This is a genomic window from Marinobacter aromaticivorans (genome assembly GCF_002806975.1).
GTDB classification, from domain to species: Bacteria; Pseudomonadota; Gammaproteobacteria; order Pseudomonadales; family Oleiphilaceae; genus Marinobacter; species Marinobacter aromaticivorans.
In genome coordinates this window covers 70,164-88,636 of the sequence record NZ_NIHD01000003.1, presented here as the reverse complement: position 1 = coordinate 88,636, position 18,473 = coordinate 70,164, and the positions used below count along the sequence as shown (strand labels likewise).

The 18,473-nt window shown below is 56.5% G+C and carries 20 protein-coding genes; 2 read left to right on the top strand and 18 right to left on the bottom strand.

Features of this window, described 5'->3' with window-relative positions; translation table 11 throughout:
* Positions 1-5 precede the first annotated feature (5 nt).
* From CDH48_RS05580 to flhA, 6 genes are all read right to left on the bottom strand, one after another.
* Complete coding sequence (locus tag CDH48_RS05580) at positions 6-791, bottom strand: protein phosphatase CheZ (protein WP_100688086.1); 786 nt, start codon at positions 789-791, stop codon at positions 6-8.
* A gap of 20 nt (positions 792-811) precedes the next feature.
* Entirely contained in the window at positions 812-1,195 is a 384-nt protein-coding gene (gene cheY, locus CDH48_RS05575) for a chemotaxis response regulator CheY (protein WP_100687751.1), read from the bottom strand.
* 161 nt (positions 1,196-1,356) lie between these two features.
* Entirely contained in the window at positions 1,357-2,100 is a 744-nt protein-coding gene (locus tag CDH48_RS05570) for an RNA polymerase sigma factor FliA (protein WP_100687750.1), read from the bottom strand.
* Positions 2,101-2,129: 29 nt separating this feature from the next.
* Complete coding sequence (locus CDH48_RS05565; protein ID WP_100687749.1) at positions 2,130-2,942, bottom strand: MinD/ParA family protein; 813 nt, start codon at positions 2,940-2,942, stop codon at positions 2,130-2,132.
* Positions 2,943-3,014: 72 nt separating this feature from the next.
* Complete coding sequence (gene flhF, locus CDH48_RS05560; protein WP_100687748.1) at positions 3,015-4,334, bottom strand: flagellar biosynthesis protein FlhF; 1,320 nt, start codon at positions 4,332-4,334, stop codon at positions 3,015-3,017.
* A 61-nt stretch (positions 4,335-4,395) separates the two neighbouring features.
* Entirely contained in the window at positions 4,396-6,576 is a 2,181-nt protein-coding gene (gene flhA / locus CDH48_RS05555; protein WP_100687747.1) for a flagellar biosynthesis protein FlhA, read from the bottom strand.
* 233 nt (positions 6,577-6,809) lie between these two features.
* Between flhA and upp the strand changes: the two genes are divergently transcribed.
* On the top strand, positions 6,810-7,448 hold the full coding sequence (gene upp, locus CDH48_RS05550) for a uracil phosphoribosyltransferase (protein ID WP_100687746.1): 639 nt from the start codon (positions 6,810-6,812) through the stop codon (positions 7,446-7,448).
* Positions 7,449-7,450: 2 nt separating this feature from the next.
* Positions 7,451-8,707, top strand: coding sequence for a uracil-xanthine permease family protein (locus CDH48_RS05545; RefSeq protein WP_100687745.1), 1,257 nt, complete (start codon positions 7,451-7,453; stop codon positions 8,705-8,707).
* Between the two features lie 264 nt (positions 8,708-8,971).
* Here CDH48_RS05545 and flhB read toward each other — a convergent pair whose 3' ends face one another.
* The 12 genes from flhB to CDH48_RS05485 form a co-directional block, all read right to left on the bottom strand.
* The gene (gene flhB, locus CDH48_RS05540; RefSeq protein WP_100687744.1) at positions 8,972-10,108 is read right to left on the bottom strand and encodes a flagellar biosynthesis protein FlhB; all 1,137 of its coding nucleotides are present in this window, start codon (positions 10,106-10,108) and stop codon (positions 8,972-8,974) included.
* Positions 10,109-10,130: 22 nt separating this feature from the next.
* Positions 10,131-10,916 (bottom strand): flagellar biosynthetic protein FliR, encoded by a 786-nt coding sequence (fliR, locus tag CDH48_RS05535; protein ID WP_100687743.1) that lies wholly within the window; start codon positions 10,914-10,916, stop codon positions 10,131-10,133.
* A 3-nt stretch (positions 10,917-10,919) separates the two neighbouring features.
* Positions 10,920-11,189 carry a flagellar biosynthesis protein FliQ gene (fliQ, locus tag CDH48_RS05530; protein ID WP_096781298.1) on the bottom strand — a complete coding sequence of 90 codons (270 nt, stop codon included), beginning with the start codon at positions 11,187-11,189 and terminating at the stop codon, positions 10,920-10,922.
* Between the two features lie 9 nt (positions 11,190-11,198).
* Positions 11,199-11,963: a flagellar type III secretion system pore protein FliP gene (gene fliP, locus CDH48_RS05525; RefSeq protein WP_100687742.1), complete on the bottom strand. Its 765-nt coding sequence runs from the start codon at positions 11,961-11,963 to the stop codon at positions 11,199-11,201.
* A gap of 8 nt (positions 11,964-11,971) precedes the next feature.
* Positions 11,972-12,427 (bottom strand): flagellar biosynthetic protein FliO, encoded by a 456-nt coding sequence (gene fliO / locus CDH48_RS05520; protein WP_100687741.1) that lies wholly within the window; start codon positions 12,425-12,427, stop codon positions 11,972-11,974.
* A gap of 1 nt (position 12,428) precedes the next feature.
* The gene (gene fliN, locus CDH48_RS05515) at positions 12,429-12,947 is read right to left on the bottom strand and encodes a flagellar motor switch protein FliN (protein ID WP_100687740.1); all 519 of its coding nucleotides are present in this window, start codon (positions 12,945-12,947) and stop codon (positions 12,429-12,431) included.
* Positions 12,940-13,938: a flagellar motor switch protein FliM gene (fliM, locus tag CDH48_RS05510; RefSeq protein WP_100687739.1), complete on the bottom strand. Its 999-nt coding sequence runs from the start codon at positions 13,936-13,938 to the stop codon at positions 12,940-12,942. Before fliM ends, fliN begins: the two co-directional genes overlap by 8 nt.
* A 23-nt stretch (positions 13,939-13,961) precedes the next feature.
* Complete coding sequence (locus CDH48_RS05505; RefSeq protein ID WP_100687738.1) at positions 13,962-14,471, bottom strand: flagellar basal body-associated FliL family protein; 510 nt, start codon at positions 14,469-14,471, stop codon at positions 13,962-13,964.
* A 172-nt stretch (positions 14,472-14,643) separates the two neighbouring features.
* Positions 14,644-15,822 (bottom strand): flagellar hook-length control protein FliK, encoded by a 1,179-nt coding sequence (locus CDH48_RS05500; protein ID WP_100687737.1) that lies wholly within the window; start codon positions 15,820-15,822, stop codon positions 14,644-14,646.
* 124 nt (positions 15,823-15,946) lie between these two features.
* Positions 15,947-16,303, bottom strand: coding sequence for an Hpt domain-containing protein (locus CDH48_RS05495; RefSeq protein ID WP_100688085.1), 357 nt, complete (start codon positions 16,301-16,303; stop codon positions 15,947-15,949).
* A gap of 44 nt (positions 16,304-16,347) precedes the next feature.
* On the bottom strand, positions 16,348-18,075 hold the full coding sequence (locus tag CDH48_RS05490; protein ID WP_100687736.1) for an ATP-binding SpoIIE family protein phosphatase: 1,728 nt from the start codon (positions 18,073-18,075) through the stop codon (positions 16,348-16,350).
* Between the two features lie 24 nt (positions 18,076-18,099).
* Positions 18,100-18,405: an STAS domain-containing protein gene (locus CDH48_RS05485; RefSeq protein WP_100687735.1), complete on the bottom strand. Its 306-nt coding sequence runs from the start codon at positions 18,403-18,405 to the stop codon at positions 18,100-18,102.
* Positions 18,406-18,473: the final 68 nt, after the last annotated feature.

The following is an 18,473-nucleotide window of genomic DNA, read 5'->3' as shown; positions in this document are numbered from 1 at the left end:
GATATTCAGAAACCGAGACTGGACAGCAGGTCATCTACGTCGTTTTGTCCCGAGACTACATCTTCGCGCTCTTCTGTCTTCATCTGGGGCCCGACCCCCTGCTCCGCAGAGACTTCTTCGTGTTCCAGCCGGTGCACGGTGCCTGTGAGCTGATCAACATGGCTGGCCATAACCACCAGGCTGAGCATCTGTTCTTCAACTTCTTTAACCAGAGCGGTTACACGCTGAATGACCTGGCCGGTAAGGTCCTGAAAATCCTGTGCCAACAGGATTTCGGAAAGGTTGTTATATACCCTGTCTGCATCTTTGGAGACACTCTGGAAAAAAGCGTCAATACGGCCGTAGAGTTCGCGGAATTCAGCCGGCTGCATCTCACGACGCCCCAGCCGCTGCCACTCTTGCCTTAACGAGGTTGCGTTATCGCGAACGGTGTGGGCGACGGGCATGCTTTCTTCAACAAGATCCATGGTGCGGTTGGCAGCCTGGCTTGTCATCTGGACAACGTAGGCCAGCCTGTCCGATGCGTCTGTCATCAGCGACAGGACTTCTTTTTGTTCCGGGCTTCGTGGATCTATCTGGAAGTTACGGATTGCCTCATGCAGGGTTCGTGTCAGCCGGCCCACCTCGCGATAAAGGCTTTGATCCCTGACCTCATTCAATTCGTTGATCAGATTCATGGCACCGGCATAATCGCCACTTTCAACGCATTGAGTGAGTTCTGCCGCCTGGTGCCGGAGTTTTTCGGTCACTTCCGGCTCAAGATCCCGCCGGATCTTCTTGTTATCGCTCATACGGCTCATCCGATGTCCGGTTACTGAATTCGCTCAAAAATCTTCTCGATTTTTTCCTTGAGAACCGCCGCTGTGAAAGGCTTTACCACATACCCATTCACACCGGCCTGGGCAGCTGCAACAATCTGGTCGCGCTTGGCTTCAGCAGTAACCATCAGTATGGGAAGGTCTTTCAGATTTTCATCGGCGCGAACCGTTTTGAGCAGATCAAAACCGGACATTCCCGGCATGTTCCAGTCTGTTACCAGGAAATCGTACTTGCCGCTTTTCAGCATGGGTAAAGCGGTATTGCCGTCGTCCGCCTCGTCAGTGTTGGTGAAACCCAGATCGCGAAGCAGGTTCTTGATAATCCGCCGCATTGTGGAGAAATCGTCCACAATGAGTATTTTCATGTTCTTGTCCAAAGGGACCTCCAGTTAGTAAGACCCGGAATTCGTTTGACCCTTGCGCTCGAAGTTTGGCAGGCCGCTGATTTAACCTTGTATTGTCTGATCTTTACTGAGCTTGTAAAGCGTCGGTTACCAAATACTACACGCCACCTGAACTCTGAAACCTTTTGCGGCGTTTAATCATGTTCTTCAAGCCGCCATTCAGAAAGCCTGCTGCGCAGCCGTAAAGCCGCCTGACTGTGAATCTGGCTGACCCGGCTTTCACTGACGCCCAATACCGCACCGATTTCCTTCAGGTTGAGCTCCTCCTGGTAATACAGGCTCAACACCAGTTTTTCGCGCTCCGGAAGCTGCTCAATGGCGGTCGCCAGATTATTCCGGAACGTATCAGACGTCAGACCATCCAGTGGATTATCACTGGCCTCTGCTTCTTCTATCGGCAGATCTCCGGATTCATTGAGCTCATCAAGGCTAAAAAGTCGCCCGCTGTTGGCATCAGACAAGGAGGCATGATATTCGGAAAGCTCCATACCGAGCTCTTCGGCCACCTCCGCATCCTGGGCTTCCCGGCCCGTCCTGTCCTCAACCGCCTTGATAGCGCGGGCAATCCGGCGGGCATTACGGTGCACCGAGCGCGGCACCCAATCGCCTTTGCGAATCTCATCCACCATGGCTCCGCGAATACGTATACCGGCGTAGGTTTCAAAGGTTGCGCCTTTGGTTGCGCTGTAGCGCTGGGCAGCCTCCAGCAATCCGATCATGCCTGCCTGCATGAGGTCGTCAAGCTGCACCGAAGCCGGTAGCCGCGCCAGAAGATGAAGTGCGATTTTCTTGACCAGGGGCGCATGTGTTTCGATCAGCTCTGCAGGGCTGTTTACGCCAGCCTGGTTATAGATTCCCAGATTTTTCGCCAATGTCATGTATCCGGTTTTGTTTTACAGGATCCGTTTCAGACTTCGACGAGCCGCTCAACAAAAAACTCAAGGTGCCCGCGGGGAGATGACGGCAGCGGCCAGCTTTCCACCTTGTCAGCCAGTGCCTTGATAGCAAGCGAGGCTTTGGCCCGGGGGTAAGCGTCCAGTACGGCCTTCTGGCGCTGAACCGCTTTTTTCACAGCTTCGTCGTAAGGCACCATACCCACATATTGCAGCGCCACATCAAGGAAGCGCTCAGTAACCCGGGTCAGTTTTTCAAACAAATGGCGGCCTTCCTGCTCACTACTCACCTGGTTGGCAAGAATGCGGAAACGATTGGTGCCGTAGTCACGGTTCATCAGTTTAATCAGGGCGTAGGCATCCGTAATGGATGTGGGTTCATCGCAAACCACCAGGAGCAGCTCCTGAGACGCCCGCAGAAAACTCACCACCGAGTCGGAGATGCCGGCGGCAGTGTCCACGATGAGGACATCAATCTGGTCGCCCAGTTCACTGAACGCGTTAATCAGGCCAGCGTGCTCCATTGCGCTGAGCTGAGTCATGCGCTGGGTTCCGGAAGAGGCCGGTACGATTTTGATCCCACCAGGGCCATTCACCAGAACGTCCTTTAAATCACAATCTCCCGCCAGCACATCCTGCAGGGTGCGGGTGGCGGTGACGCCAAGCAGCACATCAAGATTTCCCAGGCCGAGATCGGCATCAAGCAAAACCACACGCCTGCCTTTTTGTGCCAGAGCAATGCCAAGGTTAACCGAGATATTACTTTTGCCAACACCGCCCTTACCGCCGGAAACCGCTATCACCTGTACCGGATGTGGTTTGCTCATACTGTATATTATCTCTTGCCGCGTTTAACCGGATACGGCCCATGGCCGCACAAAACCCGGATCTTCATCGCCTCATGCAGTTTCCCGCGGGCGTTCTGTGCCAGATATTCCCTCTGCAGAAGCCTGCCGCTGAAGCAATTTAAGACGCTCAGCTGCCAGACGCACAAGCGGAACGGCCTCGGCATGATGCAGGTCTCCCGGGATCTTTTGTCCATCCGTGTAATATGCCACCGGCAAACCGGTTTCCATTACAAAACCCAGAGATTCACCCAGAGTCAGGGCTTCGTCAATTTTTGTCATTACACAGCCCGTCAAGCCTGCCATCTTATAGCAATGCCAGACGGATTTCATGATGCGCGGCTGGCTGGTTGCGGAAACCACCAGATGCGTACGTATGCCGTGATGACTGCGGGCCAGTTCTGACAACTGCTCCTGGTATCCCTTGTCGGAGCTGGTCAGCCCCGCAGTATCAATCAGTACCAGATGACGATCCGACAACTCGTCAAGAATATCATCCAGCGTGTTGCTTTCGTCCACAACGCGAACCGGAACATTCAGAATACGACCAAAAACGAAAAGCTGCTCGTGCGCGGCAACCCGGTACCTGTCTGTAGTGACCAGCGCCAGCGAATCGGCACCATGCTTCAACACATAGCGTGCAGCCAGTTTACCTATGGTGGTGGTCTTGCCGGAACCGGTCGGGCCAACCAGCGCGTATACGCCGCCTACGTCCAGCCATTCCTGCCGGGGTGTGCGCACGCCGGTGACAAGCATTTTCAGTGACTGCTTCCAGCCGTCGTCCAGTTTACCGCCCTTGTGACGCCGGGAAAGCGACCCGGCCAGATCCGGGCTCAGGCCAAACTCCTGCAAGCGCTCCGCCAGCCGCTGTTGAACCGCACTGGTGCCGGGTTTTTCCGGCTCATCGCGCTGGCCACTGACAAGATCCCGCAAAGAGCTTATTTCCGCGCGCATGCGGGCAAACTCATCGGAATAATCCGCATTGCTGTTGATGCCACCGGGCGCCGGATCATCAAGTCCCTCGCCGGCTTGTTCGTCCAATCCCGTGAAGGTTGCCTCAGCATAACCCCGGCCACGCGCTGCCCGGCTTTCCCGTACTTCCCGAATACGGGTACGTGAGCGGCTCAGTTCCTCTTCCAGCCGGCGGTGGCGTTCCGCCTGCATTTCTGCAAGGCGGGCTCCGTTCGTCGCCTCACTGGCCTGCTCGCCAAGGCTCTGCCGCGCCATGTTTTCGTCGTAGTCCAGAGCGGTGACGATTTCAACACCACCGTCTACCCGGCGATTGGAAAGAATGACAGCGTCCGGCCCCATCTGTTCGCTGACCTGTTTCAGCGCTTCGGCCATACTCTTGGCAAAAAAACGTTTCACTTTCATGATATTGCATCCTCCACCGGCAACGCTGTTGCTGCGCTGTCCGTCTTTTCAGCCGCGTGTATTACTGTCCCACGGACGCCACGATCGTAATCTGTTTGTTATCCGGTATTTCCTGGTAGGAGAGCACGTGTAACCGCTCTACACCGTAACTGGCGAACCTGGCAAGCACCGGGCGCAAGGGGCCGGAAACCAGCAGAATGGCGGGCTTGCCCAGCATCTCCTGGCGCTGCACGCTGTCCTGCAGAGAGCGCTGCAGCTTCTCTACCATATTCGGCTCCAGAACCATGCCAATATCCTCCTGGCCGCCAGATTGTTGACTCTGCTGTACAGACTTAAGCAATAACTGTTCCAGATCGGGGTCCAGGGTAATAACCGGTATTTCCTGTTCATTGCCACAGATGCTCTGAACAATCATCCGGCGCAAGGCCTGGCGCGCCACCGTAGTCAGCAGTTTCGGATCCTGGCTCTTGGGATGCACGTTCACCAGAGCTTCGGCGATAGAACGCATATCCCGGATTGGCACCTCCTCCTTGAGCAGGTTCTGCAGCACCCTCAACAGCAGGCTGATGGACAGGGTCGTGGGCACCAGTTCTTCCGCAAGCTTGGGCGAAATTTTCTCGAGTTGGTCCAGCCATTTCTGGACTTCTTCGTGCCCCAGCAGCTCATGGGCGTGCTTCTGCAGAACCTGGTTAAGATGCGTAGCCACAACCGTGCTGGCGTCCACCACGGTGTAACCCAGCGTCTGGGCCTGGTCCTTCTTCTCCGGCTCGATCCAGCTCGCATCAAGCCCGAAGGCCGGGTCTTTGCCTTCTATTCCCTCTATTTTTCCAAACACCTGGCCGGGATCTATAGCCAGCTCCCGGTCGGGGTGGATTTCGGCTTCTGCGATGGTTACGCCCATCAGCGTAATGCGGTACACATTGGGCATCAGATCCAGGTTGTCGCGTATGTGCACCGAGGGCATCAGAAAACCCATGTCCTGTGACAGCTTTTTACGCACGCCTTTGATGCGGCTGAGCAGTTGGCCACCCTGGGATTTATCAACCAGGGGTATCAGGCGGTAGCCGACTTCCAGGCCGACAATGTCCACTGTTGCGACGTCGTCCCAGCCAAGCTCGCGGGTTTCTCCCGGCGCAGGTAACTGACGCCCCTGATCCCCACCGGCATCGCCCGCCAGAGGCAGGTCGCGGGCACCGGCGCCGGACACAACGCCCGCGCCGCCACGGCTGGGGAAAGTGCCGCCTTCTTCGACCGTCTGCCGGTCTTTTTTCCAGATAAACCAGGCACCGGCAGCAGCAAGCCCGCCAAGCCCGAGGAAGGCAACGTGGGGCATACCAGGAATCAGACCCAGCAAAATCAGAATAGCCGCAGCAATGGCCAGGGCCTTGGGCGCCGTAAACATCTGCTTGAGAATCTGGCCACCCATATCCTGGCTGGACGTAACCCGGGTGACCATGATGGCGGCGGACGTTGAAAGCAGCAGCGACGGAATCTGGGCAACCAGGCCGTCGCCAATGGTGAGCAGGGCATAACGCTCCATGGCCAGGCCAAAATCAAGGCCATGCTGGATCATGCCGATGGAAACCCCACCAATAATATTGATGGCGAGGATCAGCAGGCCGGCAATGGCATCGCCTTTTACAAACTTGGAAGCACCGTCCATGGAGCCGTAAAAGTCCGCTTCCTGCGCTATCTCCTCGCGCCGGTGCCTGGCCTCATCCTGGTTGACCAGTCCCGCGTTGAGGTCGGCATCAATGGCCATCTGCTTACCGGGCATGGCATCCAGGGTAAAGCGTGCGCTCACCTCCGAAACCCGGCCGGCACCTTTGGTGACCACCAGGAAGTTAATGATCATCAAAATGGCAAATACCACGAGACCAACCGCATAGTTGCCGCCAATCAGCACCGCACCAAAGGATTCAATTACCTTACCTGCAGCATCACCACCCTCATGGCCGTTGAGCAGGACAATCCGCGTGGATGCCACGTTCAGCGCCAGACGCAACAGGGTTGCCACCAGCAGCACCGTAGGAAAAGAGGCGAACTCCATGGGGCGCAGTGCGTACACACACACCAGCAGTATGACGATCGAAAGCGTGATATTGAATGTGAAGAACACATCCAGCAAAAAGGCCGGCATGGGCAGGATCATCATGCCCAGAAGCCCCATCAACATGACGGGTATGCCGAGGTTACCCCGCGTCAGGGATTTGACATTATTCAGGACTAAAGCTCTGTCCATGCCCGAAGCATCTCCGATTTGCGGTTTCTGAAGGCGTTAAAAAGGTCGGAATTCTGACGCCAAAGTGTCTTTACTCCGGTAACCGCAAGATCCATACCACTGTGTTCAAATTTTCGTTTCACAGTTGGCTTTGCCTGCCTGACTCACCTTCCAAGATGCGTTATCCTTGCGCCACTTGATTTGCGACATTGAATCCCAACCCCCACATCCCGGACCAAGAAGCAGGTGAGACCATGCCGATCCACGAGGTAAAACACCCCCTGATCCAACACAAGCTCGGCCTTATGCGCCGTGCCGACATCAGTACCAAGAATTTCCGTGAACTGGCACAGGAAATCGGGGCGCTGCTCACCTACGAGGCCACCAAGGACTTTAATCTTCAGGAAAAGACCATTGAGGGCTGGGCCGGGCCAGTGACTGTGGAACAGATCCACGGGAAAAAAATTACCATCGTGCCCATTCTGCGGGCCGGGCTCGGTATGCTGGATGGCGTGCTGAGCCTGGTGCCTGTGGCACGGGTCAGCGTTGTGGGCCAGATCCGCAACGAGGAAACGCTGGAGGCCAATACCTACCTGGAAAAACTGGTGGGCGAACTGGATCAGCGTATGGCACTGATTGTTGATCCCATGGTTGCCACCGGTGGTTCAATGATTTCTACCATTGACCTGCTGAAAAAGGCCGGAAGTACCGAAATTCGGGCACTGGTGCTTGTGGCAGCTCCGGAAGGCATAAAGAAGGTTCTGGACGCACATCCCGACGTTTCCATCTATACGGCGTCTGTTGACGAGTGTCTGAATGAAAAAGGCTATATCCTGCCCGGGCTTGGTGATGCCGGCGACAAAATCTTCGGCACCAAGCAGAAGGACGTCTGACCATGGAAGACCACTCTTCGGACTCCACCTGGAAGCAGGCTATCGCAGGTTCCCAGATGCTGCTGGTCGCCTTTGGCGCCCTGGTGTTGATGCCGCTGATCACTGGCCTTGATCCCAACGTTGCACTGTTCACCGCCGGCATAGGCACACTGATTTTCCATATAGTAACCGGCGGGCAGATTCCCATTTTCCTGGCTTCGTCTTTTGCGTTTATCGCACCGGTTATCGCCTCCAAGGGAAAATTCGGCCTCGAGGAAACCCTTGGTGGCCTGATGGCTGCAGGTATCCTTTATGTTCTGCTCAGCGGCGCAATCCGACTGCGCGGCACCGGTTTTGTTACCCGCCTGCTGCCGCCCGTGGTTATCGGCCCGGTTATCATGGTGATCGGCCTGGGGCTGGCGCCTGTGGCGGTGCACATGGCCTCTGGTCGCACCGGTGATGGCGCCACCCAGCTGATTCCGCAGGATACAGCCCTTTGGATCGCGATGATTTCCCTGGCTGTAACCATTGTTGCTTCGGTCTGGGCCAGGGGCATCTTTCGCCTGATTCCGATTATGTTTGGGGTGATTGTCGGCTACGTTCTGTCTGCATTCGCGGGCATTGTTGATACTACGCCCATCCAACAGGCCCCTTGGCTTGCGGTTCCCGCCTTCGTGGCGCCGGCGTTCAGCTGGGGTGCCGTCCTGTTCATGGTCCCGGTTGCCATCGCCCCGGCCATTGAACACATCGGGGATATTCTGGCGATTGGTAACGTGACCCGGAAAAACTATCTGGAAAAACCCGGCCTGCACCGGACCCTGCTGGGTGACGGCCTGGCCACCAGCGCTGCCGCCATGTTTGGCGGGCCACCCAACACGACTTACTCTGAAGTAACCGGTGCGGTAATGCTGACCCGCAACTTCAATCCCAGGGTTATGTGGTGGGCGGCGTGCACTGCCATCGTCCTGGCCTTTGTCGGCAAATTCGGCGCTGCCCTGCAGACGATTCCGGTGCCGGTTATGGGCGGCATCCTGTGCCTGCTGTTCGGTTCTATTGCGGTTGTTGGCATGAGCACGCTGATTCGCCACCAGGTTGATCTTTCTCAGGCGCGTAACCTGGTTATCGTGGGTGTTACCCTGGTGTTCGGCATCGGCGGCATGGTTCTGGGCCACCTTGAGGGTATCGCCCTGTGTGCAGTGGCCGCCATCATCCTGAACCTGATACTCCCAGGCAGCCGCGAAGCCTGGGGTAAGGCGATTTACGAGAACAGAGGAGACTGACCTCAACGGTAGCCTGCCAGTTTGGTGCGGGCTGTCATGCGGGGCTGCCTCCCAAAAAACGCTACGAGACCTTTAAGTCTGTCCCTAGCCTTCCAGTGCTAGTGCAAGCTGCCATGTGGGGCCCCTCCCAAAAACCGTCAAGCGCCCATGGATGGGCTCGTAGCGTGTCCTGGAAAGGCCAGCCACCACCACTCTCCCCCAAACCCGCAGACTGGGAACCCAAGCCATCAGCCAGACCTCAAAGCCAGCAGGACAAAACCGAGGTCAAATATCCCGCCGCAAATCTGAGGGAATCGGAAAATCAGGCATGCCAGGCTTAGGCCCACGCCCCTTGCGGAACTGCCGCAGCTGAAACACGTAAGCCAGAACCTGCGCTATGGCCATGTAAAGACCATCAGGAATTTCGTCGCCGATGTCGCTATTGTGATACACAGCCCGGGTTAACGGCGGCGTTCGCAGAACTTCGACTTTGTGCTCGCGGGCAATTTCCATGATCTTGAAGGCAATTTCATCCGCACCTTTAGCCACAACCATAGGCGCCGCCATGGAGTTTGAATCGTACTTCAGCGCCACCGCATAATGGGTCGGGTTGGTGATGACCACGTCCGCCGTGGGAACATCCTGCATCATACGGCGCTGGGCCATTTCGCGCTGGAGCTGGCGGATCTTGCCTTTGACTTCCGGCTTGCCTTCCGTGTCCTTGTACTCGTCCTTGACTTCCTGCTTGGTCATTCTCAGTTTTTTCTGGTGATCATAAATCTGGAACGGCACATCAATCATGGCAATGATGATAGTGGCGCAGGCAAGCAGGAAGAAACTCCAGCCCAGAGTCCAGAGCACGTGTTCCATGGCTGGCACCGCCGGTTCTTCGGCAATGGCCAGCAAGTCTTCCGTGCGAATGTCCAGTATGAGAATCGCCAGGGCCATCACCAGACCGACTTTGGCGATGGCCTTGACCAGTTCTATCAGGGAGCGCGTGGAGAACATCCGGCCCAGGCCTTTGATGGGGTCCATGCGATTGAGTTTGGGGGCTATGGCTTTGCCGCTGAACAGTAAACCGCCTATGCCAATGGAACCGGCGATGGCGGCTATAAGCAGGAGTACAAGGATGGGCGAGAGCGCCCAGGCTGCTTCTTTGGCAGCCGCCATCAGTTGAATGCTCATGTGCCGGGTATCGAATACCGCGGAGCGTTCAAGCACAAAGCTATCACGCATGATGGCTTCCAGTGAGGCACCCAGATGGGTCCCGAATATCAGCAAGCCACCGGCACCGGCGATCAGAACCGCCATGGTAGCCAGCTCTTTTGAGCGGGCAGTCTGGCCATCCTCCCGGGCTTTTTCGAGCCTTCGGGGGGTGGCCTCTTCGGTTTTTTCCTGACTGTTGTCGTTTTCTTCAGCCATTTTTTAACTCTTGGGCCATGGGTCAGGGTTGTCCCTGAAGGCCCCGCATAAACTCAAAGGTTTGTCGGGTGTAGGCTTCAAAGTGCGGCAGAAAATTGGCATGCAGCACCCATATGGCAAACAATCCAAAAATCAGGCCAATCGGAAAACCCAGGGCGAAGATATTCATCTGCGGCGCGGCGCGGGTCATTACGCCGAATGAGATGCTTACGATAAGTACCGCGGTCACCGCAGGCAGAGCAAGGAGCATGGCGGAGGTGAACATCCAGCTTATTCTGTGGGCCAGTTCCCAGACCCCTACCTGGCCCAGGCCCTCCATACCAACCGGCAGGGTCCGGAAGCTTTCGATGAACACTTCAAACGCTACCAGATGGCCGTTCATGGCCAGAAACAGCAGGGTAACCGTAATCGTGTAGATCTGCGACAGCACCGGCACGTTGATACCATTGGCGGGGTCAACCATGGATGCGAAGCCCAGGCCCATCTGCATGGCAATCATCTGGCCGGCAATCACAAAAAGCTGCCAGAGCGCAGTCAGTGCAAACCCCATGCCTACGCCGATCAGGATCTGCTGCAATGTGATAACAACCGCATCAGCACTCAGGGCTTCAACCCGGGGCGCTTCCGGAATCATGGGTACGATCAGGATGGTCATCAACAGCGCCAGCCCCAGCCGAACCCTGGCCGGCACCAGCTGGGTACCGAAAATGGGTATGACCATCAGAAAGCTGGCAAGCCGGAACAGCGGCCAGAGGTGCTGGCCAACCCACTGGCCCAGTATGTCTGCACTGAACTCAGCCGGAGTCATGAATCAGCCGATCAGGAAAGGAATGCTGGAGATCAGCCGGTGCGCATGATCCAGAAGTTTGGTCAGCATCCAGGGGCCCATGACAATAATCACGATGAGCGTAACAAGAAGGCGTGGCAGAAAGCTCAGGGTTTGTTCGTTGATCTGTGTCGCAGCCTGGAAGGTACTGACAACCAGGCCTATCACCAGCCCGGGGCCAATGATGACGGAGGCCAGTAGCACAATCATCCACAGGGCTTCCCGCACTATGTCGATAACGGTTTCGGGAGTCATGGCTTCCTCCTATATGCCATAACTGGCGGCGAGTGTGCCCATGATCAGGGCCCAGCCGTCTACCAGAACAAACAGCATGATTTTGAACGGCAGCGAAATGATGATTGGCGACAGCATCATCATACCCATGGCCATGAGTACACTGGCCACAACCATGTCGATAATCAGAAACGGGATAAACAGTATAAACCCGATCTGGAACGCGGTTTTGAGCTCGCTGGTCACGAACGCCGGCATGAGTATCCAGAAGGATACATCCCGGGCTGTATCGTATTGCACGTCGGCGATACGCATGAATAACGCCAGATCATCTTCCCGGGTCTGCTCCAGCATGAACTTCTTGAAGGGCTCGCTGGCGAGCTCTACCGCTTCAAGGGAGGTCACTTCCTCCTGCATATAGGGCTGCAACCCCGCGCGGTTAGCTTCTTCCAGTACCGGCTTCATGATAAAAATACTCAGAAACAGGGCCAGCCCGAGGAGTATCTGGTTGGAGGGGGTAGCCTGCAGGCCCAGGGCCTGGCGCAGGATTGCAAACACCACGATGATGCGGGTGAAGGACGTCATCATCATCAGCATGGCCGGCAGAAACGTCAGCGCTGTCATCAGCGCCAGAATCTGCAGTGTTACCGAGTATTCCTGAACGCCCTCACCTTCACCCGGCTGAACCGTGAACGCGGGAATACCCGGCAGGTCCGCCAGCGCCAATGGAGCCCAGAACAGGCCGGCGAGTACCACAAGGATTGCAATGAGTCGTTTGGGGGTTGCCGCTGTCATGGGCCGGTTCATTCCTTGTTCGGAGCTGTCCAGGATTTTCCGATCATACTTTGCAGGCGCCGGGCAAAATCCCCGGAGTTGCCACTGCCGGCATCCACAACCGGCTCTTCAAACACCTGCAGCGTGCGTATGGCCGATGGTGTGATCCCCAGAAGGATCTGCTGGCCGCCCACTTCAATCAAGGCAATGCGCTCGCGGGCTCCGATGGCCATTACAGAAACGACCTTGATGGCATTGTTGTTCATTCCGGTCATGCCGTTCATACGGCGGATTATCCAGGCGCAGCCGTAGATAATCGCAATCACCGCCAGCAGGCCCGCGCCCAGGCTAAGCAATGTGCCCAGGGTGTCCGGTGCGTTGCCGCCGGTGGTTGCTGCAGCGCTTGGCCTGGCTTTCGCTGCCTCCTCCGCAAACACGGGTGTGGCCAGCACAAGCAATGATGCTGCTGTCGTTTTTAACCACATGTTATTTCTGCAACCGCTTGATGCGTTCACCGGGGCTGATCACATCGGTCAGGCGAATGCCAAACTTTTCGTTCACCATAACCACCTCACCGTGGGCAATGAGCGTGCCGTTCACCAGCACATCCAGCGGCTCGCCCGCCAGCCGGTCCAATTCAATTACCGAGCCCTGGTTCAGCTGCAGGAGATTGCGGATGGGTATCTGGGTATTGCCCACCTCCATGGAGATGCTGACAGGAATGTCCAGAATCACGTCCAGGTCCGGTGCTGGCCCGTCTCCCTGCCCGCCCGTGGCGCCTTCGTCAAACTCTTCCATGGGCGCGGTAACAACATTGTTGTCGGCATTGTTTCCCGTGCGGTCACCGGCAGCGGTCTTTCCCGCCTCTTTCATGGCCCGGGCCCACTCATCATCCCGGGACCCTCCGGAGCTTTCATCACCGGACTCTTCCATGGCTGCCTCCCATTCGGCCGCCAGCTTTTCGTCCTCGCTCAGCTCCTGACCATCTTTGTTGTCTTCAGCCATTACGTTCTACCTTCAGTTGTTTTTTCACTTTTCGGCGCTCTGCCCGTTCATGAATTCTCAGCGCCAGTTTGCCGTCCCGGGTTCCCATGGTTGCCTTGTATATCGGAATGCCATTCGCGGTTACTGTGAGGTATTCGGGCACTTCTACCGGTATGATATCGCCGGCTTTGAGTTTTGCGACTTCGCGCAGGGAAATGCGGCGCCTGCAAACCGTGGTGTTTACCGGTACTTCCACTTCTTTGATGTCTTCCTGTAGCGCGCCCACCCAGCGTTCATCCACATCGTCGATGTCGCTTTGCACGCCGGCATCCAGTACATCCCGGATAGGTTCGATCATGGAATAGGGCAAGGCAAAGTGCAGCTCACCCCCGCCGCCGTCCAGCTCAATGTGAAAGGTGCTGACCACGACAACTTCACTGGGGCTGACAATATTGGCCATGGCCGGGTTTACTTCGGAATTCAGGTACTCAAAGTCCACTTTGATGACTGCCTGCCAGGCTTCCCGCATATCGGTAAAAACCTGATTGAGCACCATCTGTACAATCCGGTTTTCCGTTGGCGTGAACTCACGCCCCTCGATTTTGGCATGCCGCCCTTCGCCGCCGAAAAAGTTGTCAACCAGCTTGAACACCAGCTTGGCATCCAGAACAAACAGGGAGGTGCCCCGAAGCGGGCGCACTTTGCAAAGATTCAGGCTCGTGGGCACGTAGAGCGTGTGAACGTATTCACCGAATTTCATGATCTGTACGCCGCCGGTGGAAACATCCGCATTACGGCGCAGAAGATTGAACAGGCTGATGCGAGTGTATCGGGCGAAGCGCTCGTTGATCATTTCAAGGGTGGGCATCCGGCCCCGGACAATACGATCCTGGCTGGCGAGATCGTAGGACTTTACACCGGTTTCATCGCTTTCTTCATAGGTATCAATGTCACCTTCATCCACGCCATGAAGGAGCGCATCAATTTCATCCTGTGACAGTAAATCCTGCATACCTTATCCTGCCGCTGAAAAGCCTATTGAACCACGAAGTTCCGGAACAGTACCCGATTTATGGATGGCTCACCCTCCTGCTCCAGCACCTGATTGACCGTGGCCAGCATGGTGTCTGCCAGGCCCGCGCGCCCCTCTGGCGTTTGCAGCTCGGTAAAACTGCTGCTCCCCAGCACCGTAACCAGCTGGCTCCGGATCAGGGGCAAATGCAGTTTTGCCGCAGTCAGCGCCTGAGGATCCTTCGCCTCAAAGGACAGATACACCTGGGCGTATCGCTGGCGTCCCTCCCCCTGCACTGTTGTTACCAGGGCTTTTTCAATACCCATGTAAACACTGGGTGTAAACACTTCTTCCGCCACCGCATTTTCGCCTGCAACATCGTCGCCCATTCCGGGTATGCCGTCACCCAGAAACCACAGGGTGCCTGCAATGGATAGCGCTATTGCCAGGATCAGCGCCACGGCTATCAGGATAATGAGCTTGAGTTTTCCTTTCCTGGCCGGTACTGCCTCAGCTGTGCTGCTTTGTGCCATAGTCTTTTCCGCCAGAAATCCGTCGGTGATCGTGCTGTTCGATGACTTTCACAATTTAGCTGCAAAGGGCGGGCCAAAAGCCCCAAACCTCCGCTCAGGACCGCAGTTTAGCGTTGCATGGAGAGATGGGCAAAGCGGATTGGCGCCTGTGGCCAGGTCCAGGCGCTGGCATTCACGCAAAAATATCGACTGTACCCTTCCAGCCAAGATCAAGACTGCCCGTTTGTATCTCATCACCGCCATTGTCGAGAACTGTGCCCCTGGCGCCTGAACCGGCGAAGGCAGCCTCTCCCTGTTCCCCACCCTGCTCGCCGTGCTGATGGCCGGGGTTGTCGGAAACATCAAACTGGGCGAGAGCAAGGCCCTGCTCTCCCAGCATATCCCTGAGCCGGTGGGAATGCAGTTCCAGCTGGTCCCTCACCACAGGGTTGGCTGTGTGCACGGTGATGTTGGCCTGGTCATTCTGAACGCGAACCCGCACCTCCATGGGGCCCATGTCCGGCGGAGTCAGGTGAATTTCGGCCATCGACAGGTTTTTGGCTGTCAGCCAGCTGAGCTTGCCCATCAGCTTGTCGCCCCACTCTGCGTGATTTACGGGCACATCGATTGATGTTGCGTAGCCTCGCAAGGGCGCCTGAGCCTCTGTCAGCATTTTACCGGTTGCGGTAGCGCTTTGCTGGGCGGCCACCTCCAGCGCCGATTCAAACCGGGTGCCGGTCAGAAGGCGGGCGGGGTCCGTAGCCAGTGTTTTTTCCCCGGCCAGCGGCACCGGGCCATCGGCCATCTGGAGGCCCGCTGTCAACCCTCCACTAATGCCCGGAGAAGTTTGTCCGGGCTGCCCGGCAAACAACCCGGCGGCCTGATTGATCGGCTGGCCATTCACCGAGACGCCAGGATTACTGACTGCTGTGGCCGTTTGTCCGTTTGCAGGTAACAAAAGCGCCTGCAATTCTGTAAAGGTTACAGGCGTTGTGACAGCCTCCATATCGGGCAAGGGCGCTGCGGTTTCGCCAGCAGTCTCTGTGCCTGCGACGCTGTCTTCACTGGCGGAAACCGGGTTACCGCCCTCACCCGGGTCACCGGTTTTCCGGTTTCGATCAACCTGGTTTGATGCCTGTGTGGCGTCTGCTTTATTCGGGTTATCCGAGCCCGCTTGTCGCGTATCCCGGGGTTCATCACTGCGCCCGGATTGCTGGCGATCAAGGCGCTTCTGCTCCGCACGGGAGACAGCCTGGTACCGGGTTTCGCCGGAGCCACTGTCCCGGGAGTCACGGCCAGAACCGACTTTTGAAGAACCAGCATCGCTCTGCATCCCGGGAGCAGGAGTATTGGGGAGAACCATCTGTGCCATGGCAACCTCTTGCCGCTTTTAATTGCAAGGCGCCTGATCCGGCCCGTTTCGGGGCCATTTCAAAGGCGGTTTCCCGAACAGTTGCAAAAGCAATGCCAGCACCCCCATGCAATGCACTTGAAAGCTACCTGGCATCTCCTGCCATGAGTGATTCAAGCGCACGAGTCACCCGCTGAAACTCGGTTTCGATCGCTTCCAGTGCTGGAGCCGCATCGTTCAGACGGTTTTCCAGCCCGGCTTTCTCCGCATCCCGGCACAGTTCTCCAAGGCGGGGAGCTCCGATATTGATGCAACTACCCTTGAAGCTATGGGCTGTCCTGGCAAAAGCGTCTGCGTCCGCTTCCCTTATGGCTGCTTTAAGATTATCAATCCGCTCTCTCGAATCATTCAGATACGTCTGAATCAATATGCCGAACTCGTCTTCCATTACATCCTGAAGCTCGGCCAGAGCTTCTTCATCAAGGTGTGGTGTATCAACCATGACCAACTCCCTTGTTGCTATTGAAATGACCTGCCCGGTGCTCTTCAGGGGCACCATTCGTATACAACTTCCACCCGGTTTCCCTCCCCGTAGTATCTGACAGATTCCGCCAACCGTTTTAACAGCACAAGCCCTCGCCCGCCGTAGCGAGGGCCGCTATGGGCAACCGCCGCAGACTGCAAAGCCGGATGATTGCGGAAGTCGAACCCTGAGCCACTGTCTTCGCAAACAACATGCAGGCGCCCACCCGGCCCCACAGGTTTGTGGTGGAAACGGAAGCGGATATAATGCCCGCCCACACGGCCCAGGCGAACAGTGCGCTCTTCGTAATAACGGTCGAAGCCAGCTTGCGTATATTTCCATTCAGACGGCAACTCAAGTACGCCGTGCTCCAGCGCATTATTGTACAGCTCAGACAGCAGCGTATAAATTTCTCCGCTTTTACGCCTGAGCCCGGGCACTTCCATGCAGATGTGGAACAAAAGCGGCAAAGGGCTGAACTCCCCCAGCGTGCGCTCACGGACTTCATACTCGCAGGTCCATTCTGTCGGGCCGGCAAGGGAAGAAGGCTCCAGGGCATCCGGTAAAACAGCCAGCCCGGCTTCATCAATCATTTCCAGGCAGAACAGGGTCAGATCGTCGCCAAAGTTCAGTTGCCCGGTGAACTGTTCTATTCCTCTCATGAGCGCATCGAACGGATGCCCTTCATTGCCGGCATTTTCAAGAGCGAGGCGCACACCCTCTTCGCCAAAAAGGTTCCCCGCCGCATCAGAACACTCCAGCACGCCATCAGTCATCAGCAACAAGCGGTCACCGGGGCGGGTTCTGACAACGTCCATTTCCGCCTTGAACTGATCAGCGCCAAGAATGCCCAGGGGTAAATGCAAAGAAGGCAGGCTGTAACGCTCAGTGGACGAACGCACCAGCCAGCCATCCGGCAGGCCTCCGTTCCAGATTCTCAGCTGGTTAAACGCAAAATCAGCCTCAACCATCACACCGCAGCAGAACATGTCTTTAGGCAGTATGCGCGCGAGTTTCTGGTTAATTTCCCGAAGAATATCGGAACCGTCAAAACCTTTACCGGCCATGCCGTAAAAGGTCTCTGCCACGGGCATGGCACCAATGGCCGCAGGCAATCCATGGCCGGTAAAGTCTCCCGCAAAAACAAGCATGCCCCCGGCAGGGCGTGGCGAGGCAAAGAGTACATCGCCACTGAAAACCGAAAGGGGAGACGCGTGGTAGCGAATGTTGGCAGCATCCAGGCACCCGGTGTGGGCGATATTGTCGAAAACCCGCCGGGCCACATGCTGTTCTTCCAGCAATTGCCGGTTACGCTCACGCATGGCGTCTCGCTGGCGTGACAATGCCTGGTGCAGAAGGCGCATCCGGTTAAAGGCGCTGATCTTGGCTTTGATCATCAGCCGGTTATAGGGTTTGCTCAGAAACCCGTCCCCTCCCGCCTCAAGGCATTGAGCCAGGTCACCGGCTTCTGTCAGGGAGGTAACAAAGATAACCGGCACCATCCGCTCACCCGCCAGCCGTTTGATTTGCCGGGCGGCCTCCATACCATCCATGGCGGGCATAAGGGCATCCAGCATCACAATATCCGGTGCTCCGGATTGAAAAAGTCTGACGGCGTCGCGACCATTGGCGGCATCAAGTACATCGTGGCCAAGACCTTTCAGCAACGTTTTCAGAATCAGGCGGTCACTGTCGCTGTCATCAGCAATCAGGATTTTGAGGGGGCCATTTTCCGCTCCGGGCTCATCCATGAGTCACTCCTGCTGCCCGAACGCTCACCGGATGGTGAAGAGCTGCTCAAAATTGGAAATGGTCAGTATCTTGCGCACATCCTTATTGCAGTTTTCAATAGCGATACTGGCGTTGTCGCCCCCGGCATAGTCCCGTAACAGGAGCAGCATGCCCAGAGCGGAGCTGTCGAGATAGGTTGCCTCGGCTAAATCAACAATATAACCACGGACATCTGTGCCGCCATGCTCGTAGGCATCGCGAAAGGCCTGGTGGGTGCTGAAATCAAAGCGGCCTTCTATTCTGATAATCAAAGTCTGACCGTCGTGACTGCGGCTGGTCTGAATCGGCATCCGCAAAACCTCCGGTGGTGATCACTGAATCATACTGCCACCACAATTCTGGCGACCTGTGTCTGTAT